This is a genomic window from Nitrobacter sp. 62-23, from assembly GCF_001897285.1.
Taxonomy (GTDB): domain Bacteria; phylum Pseudomonadota; class Alphaproteobacteria; order Rhizobiales; family Xanthobacteraceae; genus Nitrobacter.
Window position 1 is genome coordinate 40,703 of record NZ_MKSM01000078.1, and the last position, 16,073, is coordinate 56,775.

The window sequence follows — 16,073 nt, forward strand, 5'->3', positions numbered from 1 at the left end:
GCCCAAGATCTGAGGCTCGGAGGAAAGCTGTCCATCTATCCTCGTTGGCGAGTCTCGCAACGCAGTTTATCCTCTTGGGAGCAGCTTTAGCTACGGTTGATCCTTGTAGCGCCAGCGTAAAGAAGAACGGGTCTGCTGCCAATTCAGGAGACAAGGTTTCAGCAGTGATCCGCGCGGGACCATTCGAGGATAGCAGCAATAAAAAGAATTATATCTCTCCTCCGCTCAGCGGTGAGTACGCATACCACGCGATCCTTGCCGCATCCGCAGAGGGAAATAGCATTGAACAGACGCAGAAAACGCCAAATGATGCTGCTTGTATTCTGTCGACTTATAGCGCTTGCGACTACCCCAACTCCACAAACACTGGCGTCCCCTCAGGCATTTCGTTGACCAAGCTGACAACTAATGACGATTGCCTTGTGGTCTCCGTTGACAATACCATAATCGATGGAATGCACATTACTGGTTGCATTGATGTCGAAGCGAACAACGTGACGATTCAGAATTCACACGTAACCGCAACGGCACAAATATGGTGGGCGATCAAATACGGCAGTTCGAAACCAAATGTCACCGGCCTCAGGATCTTGCATGTCAAAATCGATAGCATCCCTGGAAAGGGGCCGGCCGCAGAGGGCGGATATGCATATGGGATAAGCTCTCAAGGAACGGGCTCGCTCGAGGTAGGATATAGTGACATCTCTGGCTTCAAAGACGGTATCAACATTGCTCACGGACTTGTTCACAATAACTGGATCCACGATTTATCGAAATATACTGGCGCGCACACTCAAGGAATATATCTATGGAAGGCTCCTGCAGGCGCTACCTTGGTCATCAAGCACAATACCATCACTGACTTAGTTCAAAATTCGACCGCAGCAATCTTTATGAAAGAGGGGCTGGGCATTCATGATGTGACGATCGAAGACAATTGGCTGGCGGGCGGTTCATTCACTCTCTATGGCGGCGGGGCCGATGCAAAGAACATCCGAGTCTTCAACAATAAATTTTCAACTGAAATAGCACCAAAAGGGGGACAATTTGGTGCTATTTCTTATTGGTCGACGAAAAATTCGGGCAATAGCTGGAGCGGTAACATCTGGGCGAATGGCCCAAAAGCGGGTCGAACCGTTACCCCGGCTTATTAGGCATGCAGTAAGTTAAGCTCATTTACTCAGATTATATTCATTCGCATTTTTATTTTGCTTTTCGCGGTTCTTTTATCAGGACAGGCATGATCTCGATCGTCGTTCCCGCCCATAACGAAGGTTCAGTTATTGCCCGAACGCTAGGCGCGTGGGCCGGCCAGAGTTCAGAAAGCATTGAAGTTGTTGTCGTATGCAATGGATGTACGGATGACACTGCGAGCATAGCTCGACGGTTTAGTCCAATGGCGCGTGTTGTCGAGACTGAGGTCGCGAACAAAATCCATGCTCTAAACCTCGGCGACCAAGTCGCAAGCGGCTTTCCACGAATCTACATTGACGCCGATATTGTTATTACTGTTGAAGCTATTATCGCCTTGGCGCAACGCCTCGAAGAAGGCGAGGTGCTGGCGGTAGCGCCGACGGCAGACATCAATTTGGCAAAATGCTCACTACTCGTTCAAAAATACTATGAAATTCGCTCCAAGCTGCCTTCGTCAAAGGAGGGAATTGGCGGCTCTGGTGTTTATGCTTTGTCTGAAACTGGACGCAGCCGCTTTTCGTCGTTTCCTGATGTCATTGCCGATGACATTTATGTCCGTCACCTATTTAAGCCGGCAGAGCGGGAAACCTTACCATTCGTTAAATCCACCGTGTTTCCACCACGGACGATCGCACAGCTAATCAAAGTCAGGACGCGTGCTTACGCTGGAATAGATGAACTTGACCGTGTCTTCCCCCTCCTTCGAGCAAATGAAGGGAAGCCGAATAATCGAGCTATCATCGGGCTTTTCAGAAATGCAAGCTTATGGCCTGGGCTATTGATCTATTGTTACGTTAATATCGTAGCTCGATTTAGATCTCGCTTTCGCCCAAGAATAGCATCCCATATTTGGCAACGAGATGAAACATCGCGTCGTAACGTCTAGTTTGGATTGTGTTTGACTATCTTTGGTGTTGACCTATGGGAGTTCTCGAGTGCCGGCGGTCGAGGACCACTTCATTGTCGATCACTCAATGCTTGTGCATGCTGATCAGGAACGCGTCGATGCGCTGTTGCAGCCAGTTTGGCTCGCCAAAGTTGGCATAATTAATCCGCGAAGCTAGAGTTTCCGGGCGAGGCTCGCTTGGTTCGAAGGTCGTCTCGAGCCGGTAGGCAGCGTTCGCTATCCCTGCCCGTTGGATTGCGAGGGTCAGTTCGGTTAAATGGAGTGTAAAGGCATGCGAGGGAAACGAGGGGCGGCCGGTCGCGATCGCATCGGCCAGTTCAGCGATCCCGAGAACCTTATCCTGCTGACCGAGTTCCCGGAGTTTCAGTGTGCGAAAAACTTCACCAAGCTTCCACCATTTGATTTTGGGCTGCACGCCGCAGTTTGCGGATCCCGGAGGTGGCAAACATAGCAAAGGCAGCTTCCGGCCCCTCACGCCGAATAGCCACTGCAAGAATGAGTTGCGCCGCACACTCATCGCCTTGCGAGCGTTGAGGCTAAGCTGACTGAACCGTTCTAGATAGACTGGGCATCGATAATCCCGATATGTATCGGCTGAAATCATGCCCTTATTGCCAAAGACCCGCATACGATGATCGTAGGGAGCTCCGATCGAACAGGTGACACGTCCAACGACGCCGCTTTTGAAGTTAAGGCAGGCGACGGAGAAATCGGGGGTGTTAGGAGGATCCAGCGGCTTGTTCGTCTTATCGGGCAGCGTTTGCTTGGAGAACGCAGTCACGCTTTCAACGGGGCCAAAAATTGCGCATAGCCAAGTCAAATGGTAGCCGACATGCTCGAACGTACATCCCGCTTCGTATTCATGCAAATAGGGCCACGGCGCGCCAGTACGGCTGCGCCAATCCTCAGGGTGCATTAGATAGATGACGTTGTCGTCAAACTCTGCGTAAACTGTACGTACATCTCCGACCGCGCCGTCGCGCACCGCCTTCCACATCGTCTGTGTGGTGTCGCCGAGCGCGTTCGACGGCGCACTGGAAAGCCGCAGACCTTTCGATTCCGCGAGATCGAAAAGCTCGCGCGCTTGGTCCATGTCGGTGACAAGGGGTTTTTCGGAATAAACGTGCTTACCCGCGTTCAGTGCCGTGCGTGTCACTTCATAGTGACTCCTGATGCTGGTGAGGTTGATAACGACGCCGATCTCGGGATCAGCGAGCAGCGCATCATTCGAAGCGTAGGCCTTCAATTCGTAGAAAGCGGCGGCTCGATCCCGCCGTAACGCATCGATGTCCGCAATACCGGCAATGACAAGGCCTGGATAACGATTCCAGGTCGCCATGTAATGATCGAACACATAGCCGCATCCGATGATGCCGATTTTCATTCGTGTTTCCTCTGACTTTTGAGTGTTTCAAATGAAACGCCTCGCCGACTCGTCGAGGAGTTCTGCAGCAAGCAGAGAACGCGTCAAAGGAGAAACCGGGCTTTCCACAAGTCCGGTCGCGACGCAACGCGCGGCTTCGTCAGCTTGGTAGTGATAACCGTTACCTTGATAAGGGCTAACTACACTGCGATTCCGCGCGGAATTAATTACGGATAAGATCCCATGGAGCCGTTGTTGAGCACCTTGGGCTAACATAGACTCGCGTAAGGTCGAAAATCGTCCGTGTGAGTTGAGCCGCTTTACGGGGGCCGCGCGCGCCACTCGAAAGCGGAACGGTCTATAGATGGGCGGGGAGACCAGCAGGCGCCCCTTGTCGCCGGCTATCTCGATATCGTTCCTGAGCGGAGCCCGCAGACTTGCCTGCAATGTCGAAAGCGCCCCAGAATCGTGACGCAGTATTACGACGCAATCCTCGTCGACGTTCCAAGATCCGATATGGCCGGCCGCCCCAACAACCCGAGCAGGACCCAGGAGGGCAAGCGCCCATGCTAACGGGTAGACCAAGCGATGACGGAGCGCGCCGCCACCCAAAGCAGCATTGAATTGATTGTCGCTGTGGGAGGGAATATTGGAGGTGCCGAAGCTTCCGCTGAAACTGCGAACTTCTCCAACGAGACCGCCTTTCAATACCTCCTGCATTCGGTCTGCTATCGGCAAGTGTAGATTCCAGAGCCCCTCCATACAAAAGAGACCTGCATCCCGCGCGGCGGCCACAATCAACCGTGCATCATCCGCGGAGGCCGCGAGCGGTTTCTCGATCAACGCGTGTTTGCCGGAGGCAAAAGCGCGAAGCGCATGTTCTCTATGGAGGGACGGCGGCGTAGCTATGAAAACGGCATCGACGCCATCAGCAAGCGCTTCGTCCCAGTTTCTAGCTGCTTCCGGAATCGCGAGTTCACGTGCAAAAGTACGCGTGTTGTCGAAATTTCTGGAATAGACGCGTTTTACACCGCAACGAGTGGAGAAACGAAGTCCAAGTACGAATTTCCTAGCAGCGAACCCTGCCCCGATCACTCCCCAATTGAACATTCGCAACGCTCCCGCGGACCGCTAACACCAAACTTTTCCGCCATTGGCCCCAGACCGGTGGAAGATCGAACTCCGGCACCGGACCTTAAAGGATCGCAACCTTGCTCGACACTCGTCTGATAATCCAGACAGCAGGCCGCTGCCTTCGTGAAGTACTATATAGTTTATAATAATGGCCGCTATTATTTACGAGAGCATCAACCAACCTTAGCTCGCCGATATATACTTGGTTGATCCTTGAAGACACCACACAGCGCTGGAAACGATCAACTCGCTGGGCGACAACGCCGTCGGCTTCCTGCCAAACTGCAAGCCAACCGACCATGCTAGCGGCGCGGTGTACTTCGTGCGACTATGCGACGCTGAGAAACCTAAACTCCATCGCATAGCCCTAATTAATGAGAACGCCCTCAATACCTAGGACAATATGATAATGTTAATGGTACAAAAAGCAAGCAACCAGGCAAAGGCAACGACGTTAGATTGCCGACTTCGCCGGGGCGAAATCAAACGCCATCTGAAGCTTGCAATTAGCCTAGGTTATTTTACAAAACAGGTGCTCGCTCGCTCGCTAAGAAGGGCATTAGGTAAGCCTCACCAACCGCAACTCATCATTTTATACTATCATGGAGTGCCCAACCGCCTCCGATCCCGCTTTGCGCGCCAATTGGACAAAATCCAAAGCAAAGCTAAGGTATTTCCGGCATCTCACCGCGGCTGTCTGTCGGACCGGAAGCCAAGCGTCGCGATTACATTCGATGATGCATATCTGAGCGTAGCTGAAAACGCGTTACCGGAGCTTACTGCTCGAGGCTTGCATTCTACAATCTTCGTGCCCGCTCGCTTATTGGGTAGGCAGCCCAACTGGACAATGGAAGAAGGAAGCCCTGATTCGGAGGAGATCATTATGCCTGCCGAGATGATTGCATCCTTACCGTCCCCGCTCGTATCGCTTGGATCACATACCTGCACACACCCTCGCCTCTCTCGAATTGATCCGGCCCAAGCCCGCGAAGAAATTGCGGCTTCTCGCTCCACGCTTGAAGAACTGACAGCTCAAGACATTCGGTTGTTAGCATTTCCTTACGGCGATCATAATTCTCTGGTCGTAGAGCTCTGCAAGGAAGCCGGCTACGACATCGTTTTCAGTACGATACCCTATGGCGTGGATACATTAGGATCCGAGTTCGTTAGAGGACGAGTAAAGGTCGATCCATTCGACAGCCGCCTTGAATTCTACCTCAAGTATAACGGGGCCTATGCATGGATCCCTTATGCATCGTTTATTAAGAGGAAGCTTCGGCTATAGCGTTTGCGCTGAGGCCGAAGGCTCTCGTCGAAAGCTGGAGTTTTCCGGCTATTCTAACGATGACAGGCTGGCGGCGGTACCCTGATTTGCAGCGCGGTCGTAGCTGACTGCGCTGTGAGCGCCAAACCTCGTTGTCGTCGTTGCGCCACTCCTCCAACTGTTCCGGGCGTCAGCAAGCGTCAGAAATAAGCATTATCGCGCGGTCTCACTCCGCCATTTCGGGGCGCGACCGACCGAATTGGCGCATCTGGAACGACAGTGGCATCTGGGCTATGCCGTCACAAGGAGTCTAATACTCGCGGATGCTTTCATCGAGGCCGCGTAGCAGCGGGTATAGGAAATACGAAATCACACGGCGGCTTCCGACCTTGAGTTCCGCCGTAACGGCCATACCCGGAAGCAATTGCATATGCTCCGGTTGCCGGCGCAGTTTCGTATCGGCGACATCGACCAACACCCGATAGTATGGCGCTTGGATCCGGTGCGCCGGTTCGTTCTTGGCATCCGGCGCAAAAGCATCGTGGCTGACCACACGAACCGTACCTGAACCGGTACCGAACTTCTGGAACGGATAAGCTTCATACTTGATCCGAACCGGCTGCCCGACCTCGACCTGGCCGATATCACGCCCCTCAACATCAACCTCGGCCTGCAACGGCACATTTCGCGGCACCAGCACAAACAGCGTTTCAGCTTCTCGCGCAACCGACCCGACCGTGCGATTGGCGACCTCAAGAACGATAGCATCCGCCGGCGCCGTCAGCACAATCAACTTGCGGCGCAACTCGGCTTTCTTGAGATCCTCGGCAGCGCCGTTACGCTTTGCCACGGTCTCCACCAGATCCTGCGAAGCTTGCTTGCGAAAGTCCTCGATGAACACCTGACGATCGGCCGACACCTTCTCGACGCGGTGGGCATAATCGACCTGGCTGCCGCGGGCACGCGAAAGATTGCTTTCCACTTCGAGCCGAGCATCGCGGGACAGCAGGAAATTCAGACGCGACCCGACCTTCTTTTCCATCAACGTGCTGCGCATCGACTCGATCGAATTCATGGTCTCCAACCGCTGCACCAGCACGTTTTCCTCGTTATGGCTTGTCTCCAGGTTGGCGCGGGCGCTGGCGATCTGAGCGTCGAAGTTGCTCAACTGCGCGACATTGAACGATTTTCGCTGCTGGAAAAGCTTGTCCTGCAGGATTTGATCCGGATCCGACGGATTTGTTACGGTGTAGTCCTTCCCCGCCAGCTCGGCATTGAGGCGGTTGATCGCGGCATCCAGCGCCGAAACGCGATCGCGGAGCTGATCGAGATCGGCCTGAGAGAAAGTCGGATCCAGCGTCGCAAGCACATCGCCGCGATTGACGACATCGCCCGCCCTGACATGGATTTCGCGAATGACCGAGGTCTCCAGCGGCTGAACCACCATATTGGGTCGGGTGGTGATCAACCTGCCTTGCGCGGTCACGATCATATCGACATGCGAAACCGTGGCCCAGACCGTAGCCGCGAAAATTAAGACGACAACGCAATACAGCGTGATCCGCGCAAGCCGCGGCGGCTTGCGTTGTTCAATCTCCATTGCATCTGATTGAAATTCGCTGACGACGGGCAATCTTGCCGGCGTCGCGCGGGAGATCTCACGCTTGCGGCGCTGGTTGTCGCGCAATCTGGCAAAGCTGCTTTGCCGGGGTTTGGACGGTTTTTCAGTATCGCCCGTCATGCGACATGCCTCATCTGCTGGTTCCACAGATGGCGATACATTGAACATTTCGTCAAAAGGCTGTCATGACGGTCGATATCGACAACGCGTCCCCGGTCTATGACGAGTATCGCATCGGCCTCCGACAACATAGACAGTCGATGCGACACGATGATTACGGTGCGCCCCGCAGCAATCCGCCGCAGATTCCTGCGAATGATCATCTCGCTTTCTGAATCGAGCGCGCTCGTAGCTTCGTCGAGGATCAACACGCGAGGATTGACGATCAAAGCGCGCGCGATCGCAAGCCGCTGCTTCTGCCCGCCCGAGAGATTCGAAGCGTTTTCCTCGAGCATCGTGTCAAAACCGCGCGGCAAACGCTCGATGAATTCATCCGCGCCGGCCAGCTGTGCCGCCTGTACGACTTCTGCGAAGGAGGCTCCCCGCTTCACGCTGGCGATGTTATCCCGCACGGTACCGCGGAAAAGAAAATTATCCTGCAACACCAGACCGAGATCCCGGCGTAGATGCGCAAGGTCAAGCTCGCGCGCATCATAGCCGTCGATCCGCACGAGTCCCTCCTGAACCGGATGAAGCCCCGATATCATGCGGGTGATCGTCGTTTTTCCGGAGCCGCTCCTGCCGACGATTCCGAACACCTTGCCTGGCTCGACCTTAAATGACACATCGTCGAGCGCCAGTTGTGCATCGGGGCTGTAGCGGAACGACACGTTTTCGAACTCGATCCTGCCGACCAGTTCGGGCCGCAACCCTTCGCGCCCGCTCTCGCGCTCCGGCTTCTGGTTCATCACCTCGCCAAGCATCTTCACCGCAAGCGCGACTTCCTGGTATTCATGGACCATGGTGACCATCTGAACCAGTGGTCCCGAGACCCGACCCGCCAGCATGTTGAACGCGACGAGCGCGCCGATCGTCATTTCACCGCTGAAAACATCCAATGCCCCGAGCGCAATAATTCCCAGGGTCATCAGCTTTTCCAGCAGTCCGGTGATCGATTGGGCACCCGCCGAAATCTTCTCGACACTAAAACGCATTTCCGTCGACAGAGCGCAACGATCGTCCCACTGTCGCCCCTGCAGCGGCTCCATCGCCAGCGACTTCACGGTTCGCATGCCATGGACGGTTTCGACGAGAAGGGCCTGCCGCGCGGCCTCGGCTTCATAGAGCGCGAGCAATCGGCGCCGGAACGGGCCCATCAACAGCATGACAATCGTCCCGCTGAGCGCGGTAAAGGCAAGCACCAGGCCGGTCAGCTTGATGCTATAGAACGCGAGCACCGGAATGAAGACAAACAGCGAAATGGTATCAAGCATCGTGACGAACAGCCGGCCCGTCAGGAATTCACGGATACGCGCCGCCTGTTGCATATGCTTGACGAGGACGCCTGCGGAAATGTGCTCGAAGAACGCAACCGGCAGGCCCAGCAGATGACCAAACGTCTTGGTGGCGACGCGAATGTCCACCCGATTGGTGGCATAAAGCATCAGATAACGGCGGAGGAAGTTGAAGATCGCATCGAATATCAACGCGCCGATCGCCCCGGCCGCCAGAACATAAAGCGTCGTAAAGCTTTCGTGGACAAGGACCTTGTCGATAACGAGCTGGAAGAAGATCGGAAGGACCAGCCCCAGCGCATAAAGCAGGATCGCAGCCACGGCGACATCGGCAAACAGCCGCCATTCGCGCAGTAACTCCGGTACAAACCAGCGAAAGCCGAATTTCTCCCGCTCGCCGGCCGAACGATTATGACGCTTGACCAGCAGGACGACGCCGCTCCAATTGGCGCAAAAGCGAGCCCGATCGACGATGACAGGCTCGTTCTGGCGCTCGGCAAGCGGATCGATCACACGAACGAACTGCTCGCCGTCCGGTGCGGCGGCGGCGGCGGTCACCACAACCCAGTTGTCGTTGGTGAGTTGCACCGCCGCGGGATAAGCCTCGCCGAGATTGAACAACGTCTGCCAGTCGGCTCTCGTGATGCGCGCGCGCAATCCCGCTTTTTTCGCCATCCGCAGCATCATCGCCTGCGACACGACTTCCTGGCCGACGGCGTATGTATGCTTCAGCCGCTCCACCGAAAGATCAATGCCGTGGTGGGTTGCAACCCATGCAAGACATTCGAGGGCGGTCCGACTGCCTTCGCTGGAAGGCTCGATCCGAGGGGAGCTGGCGACGTCGGACTCAAGGTTGTCGTTCTGAGCAGACTCAGCGGAAATTGCTCGAGACATTGGGTGACCGCGGGTTCTGAGGGGTACTGGTATTTTCAGGCGCTGCACCGGCATGGGGAGGCTCGGGCTGCATTCTCGGCGAGTTCCGCTTCACGACGCCGGCGTCGACCAACCCTTGCAATGCGTTCTGCATCACCTCCACAGAGTTGGCGAAGCCTTCTATCGAAAAGATGATCCGCTGGCGGAAAACCTTTTGCGGCGCATTATTGGCGTCGCGCTCGGTCGGCGAGAGACTGACGAGATCGACACGAACGATCGAACCGCCAACCATGATCTCACCGATTCCGTCCGTATAGATTTCGTCATGCATTGCGTCCTCCTATGCGGGTAGCTGTGCCTGGAACAGGACATCCACCCTGCACCATGGAACTGAAAATGCTTGTCGGATCTTTAAAGGCCCGCACTGCCCTGGGCACAGATGCCGTTGCCGCGGCCTGCGCTCGGCAGGGCGTCCGGCCTGCCATTTGGCGGGATCGGCGGTAAGGAACGCGGGGTCGGCGGATGGCTCCCGCCGAATGATACGATGCGACATGGGCCATTCCAGCCGGGATTACCGGACTTGTATCATCGACCTGCTGCCGGCCGCAAACCAGCGATCTCTCGGTCAGCCGTGCCATTACGTTCTCCCGCAGGACGATGTGCCATTTTGTGAAACTTCGCAAGGAACGTTCGATTTAAGCAAGGACGGATAAGGGGGAGCCCTTCCCTGCGGCGGGGTCACGGTCCGGCCAGCCCTCTACAGGGAGACTTGCGAGGCCTCGTAGTAGAAGCCTCGTTAAGTGTGCGGACCGATCGGCTCGAATATGGCCGGGGCTTGCGTCTTCGGCCGGAGTCGGCCGAAAGCGACATCCTCGTAATCGTGCTCCAACTGATAGCTTGGACATCACCGCCTTGCCGATCACAACGCAACGTCCGTCCACCAGATGCACGCCGAGACGGGACGAGGCCAAGCCGTCACGAGCGCCGCTGGAAGAGAGGGTACGCCGGTCCGAAAAACATTAACGACGTTTGGCGAAATGGCGCCAAGGATGTCCAAAACGAGCCATCGTGTTCCAGCAATGACTTCAAGACCGTACCCTTAGCCATCCGAAAAAGACCGGATAGCGCCCTCATATCGGATCAATCTCACCATAACGAAACGGCCGCCAGACCTACGAGCAGGCAGGTGGCGGATGAGGCTCAAAGCCGTTGCGCGAACGCATCACATTAACCTTATCATCTCAGGCCCCGTGCACGACCAGACGTTTGCTGGCAAGGAGGTACCCTATTGTGTCGAAGCATGAGCTTGCGCTGCTTCATCACATCTTCGGCACTGATTTTTTGCTTTTTGAGTTATCGCTTGGATCCTTCGAGGACCCTATCTGTTATCAGAGGCTTAGGAGGACACCCTGCGACGATATTAGCTAGCGTTTAAATAAAAATAAAATGTGGAATCTGGTTGGTCTTCGTTATATGATTCGGTCAGTTTATTTTTAGGAGTAACTTAAAATGTTTGGATTTTTGTCCAAAATAATTCTCCTTCTCCTAGCCATGATCGGCGGCGCAGCCACGGGTTATGTTTACTATCATGGTGGAGTACCATCTAATATCTTTCAGTTCGGGTCACCCGACCATTGGCAGCACGGAGGCGTTCATGGAGCTCCGGGGCCGTTAATGGGGGCGGGCCTTCCCATGGTCGGAATTGCGTATGGCGTTTATCGCTTCATCCGGTGGCGTCGCAAAGTTGACTAGCTGGAAAGCCGACCAGGCTCAGGACTCATTAGATCAGAGCTAAAAGATAACTGCTGCTGCGATGCAGATGGGCAGACATGAATGTATGTGCGCATCGGTCGTAGCGGATGCGCCGCCAGTCCTCCTTTGCGGGGACAGGCTTTTGAGCCTGTCGAACGCATTTTCGATTTTTTGCCGTTGGCGATAGAGGATGTGGCGATAGAGAATGCGATCATGTTCGATCGGTCTTCGTCGGTTGGACCTCGATGGGATGCAGGCCGTGATATCCCGGACCGCGACGAGCGCCTGTGGAGCCAGTTAGCGTCGTAGCCCTTGTCGCGAAGCAACTGCATCGCGGGTGGCCCGCATCGATCATCAAGGCCGCGCTCTTATAATCTCTGGCCTTCGCTGAACAGCATGACAATAGGACATCGCATACGGCGTGCAGCTTGGAGCTCAGGCCGCCGAATGGCGCTTTAATCAAACGTCTTCGAAACGTAAGCGCGAAGCTGAAGCCGTTCAGCGTGGATGAGTCCACGTCATGAGTTCATTAATCCGGCTATTGGGCCATCCGCTAGAATGCGCTCAAGGTGTGGGTGAGCCAGGCGAGAGGATCGACCGGATTCATCCTGGCCGCAGCTAACAGAACGGCGATGGTAGCCCAGGTGTGACCGCCCCCATCGCTGCCGGCGAACAAACTGTTCTCGCGCGTAATCGTTCGCGGCCGGATTGCACGCTCGACGGCGTTGGAATCGATCTCGATCTCGCCGTCGGCCAGGAAGCATCCAGGTGCAGCCGCCTGTGCAACCCATCGCCTCAAGATGCGTGTTGCGCTGTTCGACTTGAACCTGAACAAATCGAAACTACGGCGCTAAGCCGGCGCGTCCGGTTCATCGGAAGGATGAGGCTGGTGATAGCCATTCGGATTATTCAATTGCCATCGCCAATGGTCGGCGCACATCTGAGTCAACGATTTTGTCGATTTCCATTCAAGCAGATCGGCCGCCAGCGTCGGATCGGCATAACATGCCGCAACATCGCCGATGCGTCGTTCGCCTATGGTATGGGGCACGGGAGAGCCGCTTACAGACTCGAACGTCTGGACGATCTGGAGGACGCTGGTGCCAGTTCCGGTGCCGAGATTTACAGTCATAACACCTGAATCGTTCAGGTGTTTAAGGGCGCTTAGATGCCCCGATGCAACATCGACAACGTGAATGAAATCGCGGATCCCGGTTCCGTCGAGCGTTGGATAATCGTTGCCCAAGATAACCAGCCGTTCCCGCTTCCCGAGAGCAACCTGCGCCACAAGCGGCAGCAGGTTGTTGGGTATGCCGGAAGGATCCTCACCTAAAAGGCCACTTTCGTGCGCTCCGACGGGATTGAAATAGCGGAGGATTGCAATCGTCCAATCATTGTCGGATCTATGAAGGTCTCGGAGCATTTCCTCGATGAAGTACTTCGTCCGCCCGTAGGGATTGGTCGGGGCGAGGGAGTGGTTTTCGTCGATCGGCAAATAAGCGGGGTCTCCATAGACCGTAGCCGACGAACTGAAGATGAGTTTCTTGACGCTGGCATTCTTCATCGCTGACACGAGCCGGAGTGTCCCGACGAAGTTGTTGTCATAATAGCCTAGAGGATTCTCATTCGACTCACCGATTGCCTTAAGTCCCGCAAGATGCAAAACTGCCGTCACGCCAAAATCTCTCAGAGTTTTGCATATCGCCTCCTCGTCCCGCAGGTCGATCGGCCTGAACGAAAGCGATTTCCCGCAGATCGCTTGAACGCGATCCAATGAAGTGCGCTTGCTGTTCGACAGATTGTCCACAACAAGAACATCAAACCCAGCGTCGAGCAATGCGAGGCAGACGTGAGAGCCTATGTACCCGGCCCCACCCGTAACCATAATCATTTGAATTTCACCAATCGGTCAATTCGTCCTCAGGATCCACCCGACTGTCGGCCCCGCTGCATATCCATGCCCGTCATGCCACCAGCTGAACTCGCGGTCGTTTCTAGAGAATCGATTTCGCTTTCGTGTCCGCTAGTTCAGATTAGCGACAGCGTCTGAGCCGACGGTCATGATTTCGCTCGTGTTCAGAACTTCACCGCCGTCAACAAACCCCAAAATCCGAGGGTTCGCATGAATACCAGATGGCGCTCCCTAGGGGAATCGAACCCCTGTTTCAGCCTTGAGAGGGCCGCGTCCTAACCGCTAGACGAAGGGAGCGTACCGGACAGGCAATAGCCTTGAAATCGGCGCGCTGCAAGGTGCTGCCCGGATCACGGCTCGCTTGCGAACTTCAAGGTCCCGGCCGGCCGCAGCGTGTGCAGGTCGAAGGTTCGTATCTGGACGGAACCGCCGACATCGAGGGTCACGACAAGCCGATCGCCCGCCACCGCGGTTGCGGTGATCCTGGCCCCCTTAGGCAGGGTCGCGGTAACATCGGTCGCCGGCCTGCTTCCCTCGGCGCGAAAAAAACGATAGCCGATGGCGATCAGAACGGCCGCCACGGCAAGCGCCGTGGTCAGACCGGCGATCAACATCATCCGCCGCACCCGCGCGAACAGCGCGACCTGTTCCGGTGTCGGCGCGGGATTCACAGACTCGGTCATGCAGGGCTCTGCTTCAAAAGGCGTCTCTTCGGGTGGCGGTCAAAGGATTGAAATCGTCGTCAGGGGTGACGAGGGATCGGTGCGCCTTGATCGGGTCCTCGCAACGCACAGTCCTGAGCTGTCGCGCTCCCGCCTGAAGTCGCTGATTCTGGCGGGTCAGGTCCTCGTTGCAAAACCTTCCATTGCACAGGACTCGGCCAAGGCTGCCCCCATTCGCGACCCCGCTTATCATGTCGCTGCCGGCGATACGATCACAATCGACGTGCCGCCCGCAATATCTGCCGAACCGAAAGGGGAAGCCATTGCGCTCGATGTCGTTTACGAGGACGACGATCTGATCGTCGTCAACAAGCCGAAGGGGCTGGTCGTCCACCCCGCCGCGGGGCACGAGACGGGGACGCTGGTCAATGCCCTCATAGCACATTGCGGCGAAAGCCTGTCCGGCATCGGGGGCGTCCGCCGCCCCGGCATCGTGCATCGGCTGGACAAGGACACCACCGGCCTCATGGTCGCGGCCAAGAATGACGCCGCGCACAAGTCGCTGAGCGCGCAATTCGCCGATCACGGACGCACAGGCGCGCTGCAGCGGGGCTATCTGGCTTTTGTGTGGGGACTGCCAAACCGTCCGCACGGCACCGTGGACGCGCCCATCGACCGCCATCCCTATGCCCGCGAAAAGATGGCCGTGCGGGCGGGCGGACGCGAAGCGATCACCCATTGGGAGGTGCGGGAGGCCTTCAATAGCCGCGACGGCAAACCGGTTGCCGCCCTCCTCGCCTGTCAGCTCGCGACCGGCCGTACCCATCAGATCAGGGTACACCTCGCTCATGCCGGCCACCCCTTGTTGGGCGACGGCGTCTACGGCCCGCATTTCAAGACCAAGGCCAATCAATTAGGATCATCAGCCCGGACTGCCCTCGGTGCCCTTGAGCGGCAGGCGCTCCACGCTTATCTGTTGGTAATCGAACATCCCAGGACCGGAGAGGTGCTGCGGTGGGAGGCGGACCTGCCGGAGGACCTGCTTCTGCTGAAGGCGGCCCTGGCGGCGACGGAATGACGCAGAATTACGAAAGTGAAGCCGTACCAGATGGTTACGGGCTGATCACGGAATCGTAATCACTTTTTGTTCTTTTCTTTTCCGAATGATCTGGTTATGCTGCACCTGCGTTGAACATCCGACGCGGAACATTCGCAGCGCGGTGGCTTTAACAAAGGGACCGCCTGCCGGGCTCGCCGCTATCGGGGGCCTGAACCAGTGGAGGGCGCTACCATGGCCCGTACTGCTACCTTACCGGTTCTCAACGGAGAATCTGGTCTTTCCCGTTATCTCTCCGAAATCCGCAAGTTCCCGATGCTGGAACCGCATGAGGAGTACATGTTCGCCAAGCGTCTGCGCGAACATGACGATCGCGATGCGGCGCATCATCTCGTGACCAGCCACCTGCGGCTCGTGGCCAAGATCGCCATGGGTTATCGCGGCTACGGGCTGCCGATCTCGGAAGTTGTGTCAGAAGGCAACGTCGGCCTGATGCAGGCCGTGAAGAGGTTCGAGCCCGAGAAGGGTTTTCGCCTCGCCACATACGCCATGTGGTGGATCAAGGCGTCGATCCAGGAATACATCCTGCGGTCGTGGTCGCTCGTGAAGATGGGCACCACCGCGAACCAGAAGAAACTGTTCTTCAACCTGCGCAAGGCGAAGAGCAAGATTTCCGCGCTTGACGAGGGCGATATGCGCCCCGATCAGGTCAAGCTCATCGCCAAGCGTCTTGGCGTCACGGAACAGGACGTTGTCGACATGAATCGCCGCCTCGGTGGCGATGCTTCGCTCAACGCGCCGATCCGCGACGATGGCGAGGCCGGTGAATGGCAGGACTGGCTGGTCGATCACTCGCCCACCCAGGAAGCCGTCATGGCCG

General features: G+C 56.3%; 12 protein-coding genes, 1 tRNA gene and 2 pseudogenes. 5 read left to right on the top strand and 10 right to left on the bottom strand.

What is annotated here, in order from left to right:
• Positions 1 to 44 precede the first annotated feature (44 nt).
• The gene (locus BGO16_RS06775; protein WP_292617848.1) at positions 45 to 1,154 is read left to right on the top strand and encodes a hypothetical protein; all 1,110 of its coding nucleotides are present in this window, start codon (positions 45 to 47) and stop codon (positions 1,152 to 1,154) included.
• Positions 1,155 to 1,240: 86 nt separating this feature from the next.
• Complete coding sequence (locus tag BGO16_RS06780) at positions 1,241 to 2,080, top strand: glycosyltransferase family 2 protein (RefSeq protein ID WP_292617849.1); 840 nt, start codon at positions 1,241 to 1,243, stop codon at positions 2,078 to 2,080.
• Positions 2,081 to 2,165: 85 nt separating this feature from the next.
• Here the strand turns inward: BGO16_RS06780 and BGO16_RS06785 are convergent, their stop codons facing one another.
• On the bottom strand, positions 2,166 to 3,485 hold the full coding sequence (locus tag BGO16_RS06785; protein ID WP_292617850.1) for a Gfo/Idh/MocA family oxidoreductase: 1,320 nt from the start codon (positions 3,483 to 3,485) through the stop codon (positions 2,166 to 2,168).
• A 27-nt stretch (positions 3,486 to 3,512) separates the two neighbouring features.
• Positions 3,513 to 4,574 (bottom strand): Gfo/Idh/MocA family oxidoreductase, encoded by a 1,062-nt coding sequence (locus BGO16_RS06790; protein WP_292617851.1) that lies wholly within the window; start codon positions 4,572 to 4,574, stop codon positions 3,513 to 3,515.
• A 439-nt stretch (positions 4,575 to 5,013) separates the two neighbouring features.
• Here BGO16_RS06790 and BGO16_RS06795 point away from each other — a divergent pair, with 439 nt between their 5' ends.
• Entirely contained in the window at positions 5,014 to 5,883 is an 870-nt protein-coding gene (locus tag BGO16_RS06795; RefSeq protein WP_292617853.1) for a polysaccharide deacetylase family protein, read from the top strand.
• A 289-nt stretch (positions 5,884 to 6,172) separates the two neighbouring features.
• Here the strand turns inward: BGO16_RS06795 and BGO16_RS06800 are convergent, their stop codons facing one another.
• The 8 genes and pseudogenes from BGO16_RS06800 to BGO16_RS06835 form a co-directional block, all read right to left on the bottom strand.
• Positions 6,173 to 7,603, bottom strand: coding sequence for an HlyD family type I secretion periplasmic adaptor subunit (locus BGO16_RS06800; RefSeq protein ID WP_292617855.1), 1,431 nt, complete (start codon positions 7,601 to 7,603; stop codon positions 6,173 to 6,175).
• The gene (locus BGO16_RS06805) at positions 7,600 to 9,831 is read right to left on the bottom strand and encodes a peptidase domain-containing ABC transporter (protein ID WP_292617856.1); all 2,232 of its coding nucleotides are present in this window, start codon (positions 9,829 to 9,831) and stop codon (positions 7,600 to 7,602) included. The genes BGO16_RS06800 and BGO16_RS06805 overlap by 4 nt, the downstream gene beginning before the upstream one ends.
• Positions 9,809 to 10,141 carry a hypothetical protein gene (locus BGO16_RS06810; RefSeq protein WP_292617857.1) on the bottom strand — a complete coding sequence of 111 codons (333 nt, stop codon included), beginning with the start codon at positions 10,139 to 10,141 and terminating at the stop codon, positions 9,809 to 9,811. The genes BGO16_RS06805 and BGO16_RS06810 overlap by 23 nt, the downstream gene beginning before the upstream one ends.
• 1,460 nt (positions 10,142 to 11,601) lie before the next feature.
• Positions 11,602 to 11,903 (bottom strand): annotated as a pseudogene (locus BGO16_RS06815) (transposase); the annotation flags it as partial.
• Positions 11,904 to 12,060: 157 nt separating this feature from the next.
• Positions 12,061 to 12,322 (bottom strand): annotated as a pseudogene (locus BGO16_RS06820) (transposase); the annotation flags it as partial.
• Positions 12,323 to 12,412: 90 nt separating this feature from the next.
• The gene (galE, locus tag BGO16_RS06825) at positions 12,413 to 13,453 is read right to left on the bottom strand and encodes a UDP-glucose 4-epimerase GalE (protein WP_292617858.1); all 1,041 of its coding nucleotides are present in this window, start codon (positions 13,451 to 13,453) and stop codon (positions 12,413 to 12,415) included.
• A 243-nt stretch (positions 13,454 to 13,696) separates the two neighbouring features.
• Positions 13,697 to 13,771 (bottom strand) — tRNA-Glu (locus tag BGO16_RS06830).
• Positions 13,772 to 13,824: 53 nt separating this feature from the next.
• Positions 13,825 to 14,157: a hypothetical protein gene (locus BGO16_RS06835; RefSeq protein WP_292617859.1), complete on the bottom strand. Its 333-nt coding sequence runs from the start codon at positions 14,155 to 14,157 to the stop codon at positions 13,825 to 13,827.
• On the opposite strand from BGO16_RS06835, the gene BGO16_RS06840 reads away from it, so the two are divergent.
• On the top strand, positions 14,156 to 15,214 hold the full coding sequence (locus tag BGO16_RS06840) for an RluA family pseudouridine synthase (RefSeq protein WP_292617860.1): 1,059 nt from the start codon (positions 14,156 to 14,158) through the stop codon (positions 15,212 to 15,214). The genes BGO16_RS06835 and BGO16_RS06840 overlap by 2 nt on opposite strands.
• Positions 15,215 to 15,427: 213 nt before the next feature.
• On the top strand, positions 15,428 to 16,073 hold a 646-nt coding region (locus tag BGO16_RS06845), incomplete at its 3' end, for an RNA polymerase factor sigma-32 (protein ID WP_292617861.1).

Coding starts and splice junctions, on each gene's coding strand:
- galE (WP_292617858.1), bottom strand. CDS start 13,453: ATGATTATGGTTACGGGTGGGGCCGGGTACATAGGCTCTCACGTCTGC.
- BGO16_RS06780 (WP_292617849.1), top strand. CDS start 1,241: ATGATCTCGATCGTCGTTCCCGCCCATAACGAAGGTTCAGTTATTGCC.
- BGO16_RS06800 (WP_292617855.1), bottom strand. CDS start 7,603: ATGACGGGCGATACTGAAAAACCGTCCAAACCCCGGCAAAGCAGCTTT.
- BGO16_RS06790 (WP_292617851.1), bottom strand. CDS start 4,574: ATGTTCAATTGGGGAGTGATCGGGGCAGGGTTCGCTGCTAGGAAATTC.
- BGO16_RS06835 (WP_292617859.1), bottom strand. CDS start 14,157: ATGACCGAGTCTGTGAATCCCGCGCCGACACCGGAACAGGTCGCGCTG.
- BGO16_RS06805 (WP_292617856.1), bottom strand. CDS start 9,831: ATGTCTCGAGCAATTTCCGCTGAGTCTGCTCAGAACGACAACCTTGAG.
- BGO16_RS06785 (WP_292617850.1), bottom strand. CDS start 3,485: ATGAAAATCGGCATCATCGGATGCGGCTATGTGTTCGATCATTACATG.
- BGO16_RS06795 (WP_292617853.1), top strand. CDS start 5,014: ATGGTACAAAAAGCAAGCAACCAGGCAAAGGCAACGACGTTAGATTGC.
- BGO16_RS06840 (WP_292617860.1), top strand. CDS start 14,156: ATGCAGGGCTCTGCTTCAAAAGGCGTCTCTTCGGGTGGCGGTCAAAGG.
- BGO16_RS06810 (WP_292617857.1), bottom strand. CDS start 10,141: ATGCATGACGAAATCTATACGGACGGAATCGGTGAGATCATGGTTGGC.